Annotated in this window: 2 protein-coding genes and 1 pseudogene; all 3 read left to right on the forward strand. The window is 52.3% G+C overall.

The window, feature by feature from the left end; translation table 11 throughout:
* The first annotated feature begins 524 nt into the window (after positions 1-524).
* The 3 genes and pseudogenes from GS620_RS21760 (at position 525) to GS620_RS21770 (ending at position 3,823) form a co-directional block, all read left to right on the forward strand.
* Positions 525-1,217 (forward strand): glycosyltransferase family 39 protein, encoded by a 693-nt coding sequence (locus tag GS620_RS21760; protein ID WP_171617719.1) that lies wholly within the window; start codon positions 525-527, stop codon positions 1,215-1,217.
* Between the two features lie 147 nt (positions 1,218-1,364).
* Positions 1,365-2,054, forward strand: a complete 690-nt coding sequence (locus GS620_RS21765; protein WP_171617720.1) for a hypothetical protein — start codon at positions 1,365-1,367, stop codon at positions 2,052-2,054.
* 1,059 nt (positions 2,055-3,113) lie between these two features.
* Positions 3,114-3,823: pseudogene (locus GS620_RS21770) on the forward strand (IS6 family transposase).
* Positions 3,824-3,936: the final 113 nt, after the last annotated feature.

Here is a 3,936-nt window from a genome sequence, read left to right on the forward strand (position 1 = left end):
GGTTTTTCAAGACGGTTCTTTTGTTACGGGATCGGTTTTCGGCAAAAAAATGATCACCGCGGGTTCAAATCGTTCAGATCGGCCTCAGCTACTATGGACGGCATCGAGGTGGCCAATATGATCCGAAAACGACAATTCCCCTGCACTACGACATCCGGTTTTCGGCTGTTTGCAGAAATCGCAGGATAAGTGTGCCCGGTAAGTCGCTAACTCTGGCCATTCAAAAAGTTTGCGACACATCCTTGGGAACTCGTTGTTCAGATATTCTGTGGGGACGCAATCCGCTGCGGTCGTCCCTGACCGAAACCGCCGATCAAAAGATCACATGTCTCGACGCACCCCTCCCCTGGCGTTGCGCCGACATAGCAGCGTGACAACACCCGTCACGGATCAAAAGGCCGGGTTCAGCGGACGGGAATCATTGTTCCGCAATGTTATTTGATTGACGTGTCGTAAGAATAATCCAAGCTACGGGCATAAGTATGTATTTTCGAAAGTATGTTTCTGGTTAAAGGGTGTGATAGGTGAAAGCAAAATCAGAGTGCCGCTTTTGGATACTGTTTAGTGGCTTGGTGGTGATCGCGGCATTGCTCCGTGTTTATTTGGCGCTCAGTTCTGGCTACCTCTGGGATGAAGAACGAGACTGGTTGGTGACAGCCTCGCAGATATCCTTTGACAGTGAAGATCCTTATCTTCCCATACGTACCCGTGTTCACGGGGCCATTACAGCCTACCTCGCATATTTTGGATCGGAAATTTTCGGGGAAACCCACTTTGGTTATCGGTTTTTCAGCATTGTATCGGGCGTCGCCTTCGTTGCCTTCATCGGTTTGTTTGCAAAATATCTTTTTGGCAATCTTGCTGCGCTCTTCTCAACTCTTTTCGTAGCTCTGAATGAGTTCCACATTGTAGTGTCCGCAACGGCCATTCAGATGAGTCACTATCTTCTGCTACAATGTGCAGCCATCTACTTTCTCGTGCGAGCCATCCTGGAGAACCGGCCAAAATTCTTTTACCTCGTGGCAGCGTTCAGCGCCTTAGGTTTCCTGTTATACGAACTGGGTGCACTGATGCTGCCCTTTGCGCTGGGTGCTGTCGCCCTCTCGGGGGCGTGGGGCATGTTAAGACCTAAGTATCTGGCGGGACCCATCTCGTTAGGGCTTGTTATTGCCTCACCCGATATTGCAGCCAATCTCTTTGAGCGGGACGCCGACTAACTCGGCTGGGGACACTTCGCGCAAGGCCTGGGTGGGCTGGACTTCACCGCTGCGTTTCTATCGTTCTTCGGACGTGAACCTTTCGACTTTTTATTTCAGGCAGTTCTGGGCCGTAATTTCCATCTTGAAGGTCGGGAGTATGCGGCAATGAACGGCGCATTCGGGCTGGCGGTATTCCTTTCAATACTGGCAGCGCTGCGGGTGGGAACCTCAACAGTCGAAGACAGAAAAATACCTATTTTTTTCGTCTGTATTATCTTGGCCCTGCTGGTCGGCTTCAGTTTTGTCGGCCCCCGCAAAGGGAATTTCTACAGGTTCTTTGGATGGATGGCCGTCGCGCTCATACCATCTGCGCTGCTGGTGGGTTACGCGTCCGAAAAGCGACTTTTGGGCCCTGCAGTTGCAGTATGCATGGCCATTGCCACGGTCATGAGCCTGTCAAACCTCGTATTCAGAAATTACGGGATGCATTCCTACAGGCTCGTGATCACTCCAAGGGCCGCCTACCCGGACCCGTCCGGGTGTCGCTTGTTCAGAGCCAACTTCGATTTTTGCGACATCTGCGAAAAGTGGACCGAAATAACGGATATTCAGGTTTCAACTCGCGCAGTCCAAAGCGACAGCAATACCTCACCTTATTGCACGTCTTCAGATCCGGGCCTGTTTCTAAAGGTCCCGCACTCTGACGCGGCTGCAGCCAAGGATGACACCGGGGGATATAACATTGAGATCATAGTTCAGACTGACAAAGGGCGCGAAATTTCACTGACTAGGGTCATTCCTGTTTCAACAAGTGACACACCCAAAGTTCCGACCCCGTTTTGGGTGCATGAATGATGGCGAACCGGTATTCTGATCCGGGTCTGTGGAAGATAGGAGCGGTTCCCGTTTTCTTTCTTTTGATCGGCTTTTGGTCAAAATCAAAAAGATCGGGACTATTCTAAATCGGCCCGTCACCCTGATTGAATCCAGAAAACTCTGCTTGCCGCTGGTCCAAAGACTGGTATCGCCTCAAATTGGGCGAACTCTAAACACAAACTGGAGGAGATTTCAGACTTAGATCACTCAAGTCAGATTTTGTGCTTTCACAATGCCGCAACAAGCCTGCCGTTACAAAGTTCCTTGCACTGTCCGGTAGGCGCTGACGTCAGACATCCTTGCACAGATGCTGGCGGTCAACGGATTGTCGATAAATATGATGATATAGAAAAGCGGTGCCAACACTACAGGTGTCAAAGCCTTCGCATCATCCGCGGTAACATCGACGGGCCTCGAACAGAGTCGCAGTAACCTCCAGATACTCCAACGCATTTACTCGCGAGCAAAAGGAAAAGGTGGTGTTTCGGTGGTGCGGCTCATTGTTGGACTTATAACATCTCACGGTAGATCGAATTTGTAACACAACCACCTTATCCTGTCCGATGGACCGGCGTAAGGCAATCACGCGCCGCATGGGTTGCCCGAATAGCGTTCGTCAAATACCCCTCTAAAGTTCATAATGGCAATTTCTACGCGCTTCACCACTGCTTGGGCCGAAGGGAGAAAGGACGTGATTGGTTCAAGTCGGAGGCCGGTATGCCGGCATCCGACAAGCACGCGGTCACGCACCAAAGGGCGCGGGATTTGCCTGGGTAATTGAGCCACCCGAGATATATTCAGGAGATAATTTCTCAAGGTCAGCAACCTGCTTCGTCATGCTTCATCAAGGTCATCGATACAAAAAAGCGCCCGTGAGGCGCTTTTTTCGGTCCGGCTCTAAGCCGGAGCAATGGAAAGGACGACGTGCACCGCCCTGCCCTTCGGTTATTCGGTTACGCCGTCGTCGTCGTTCCGTTTTGGGAAGGCCACCGGCATTGCCAAGTTGATCGGGTTGTCGTTCTCGGGTAGCGCGGCACCATGACCATACCGACCTCATTGCCTCGGCTGAAGGGCTTCCGTTTCCCTCGTGAAATCATCGCCTATGCGGTGTGGGTATATCATCGGTTTGCTCTCAGCGCGGCGGATATCGTGGACCTTCTGGCGGATCGCGGTGTCATCGTTAGTCGTGAAGCGGTTCGTCCCTGGGTGAACCGTTTCGAGTCTCAGTTCGCAGCTTGTATCCGACGCGACCGGCCTCGGCCGCACGACAATTGGCATATGGACGAAGTGGTCATCCCGATCAACGGCGTAAAACATTGGCTGTGGCGTGCAATCGATGGCAACGGAGACGTACTCGACATTGTGATCCAGCCTCGCCGCAATGCCAAAGCCGCAAAGCGTTTCTTCGGTCGGCTGGCGGCTGCCTATGGCGAACCGCGTGTCGTGATCACAGACAAGCTGCGGAGCTACACCAAGCCGATCAAGGCTATCGTATCTGGAAGCCAACCATCGGGCGCACAAGGGGCTCAACAACCGGATCGAAGGGTCGCACCGACCGACGCGAAAGCGGAAAAATGATGGATCGATTCAAGTCACTACGCCAGACGCAACGATTTCTCGTCGCCCACGACCAAATCACCACGATCTTCCGTCCCTGCCGCTATCGCCTTTCCACTCTCCCCTACCGCCATGCTAGAGCCGACGCGTTCAAGCTGTGGGAAGGTTATGCTACGGAACTATCGGCCTGATTGCGCAGTCTCCTACTCGTTTCCATCCACGTCGGATAACTTGGTAATGCCCCTCGAATAACACTTTTTTGCCGAAAACCGATCCCGTAACAAAAGAAACGTCTTGAAAAACA

The organism is Ruegeria sp. HKCCD6428 (assembly GCF_013110595.1).
Lineage (GTDB): Bacteria > Pseudomonadota > Alphaproteobacteria > Rhodobacterales > Rhodobacteraceae > Ruegeria.

Coding starts and splice junctions, on each gene's coding strand:
- GS620_RS21765 (WP_171617720.1), top strand. CDS start 1,365: ATGAACGGCGCATTCGGGCTGGCGGTATTCCTTTCAATACTGGCAGCG.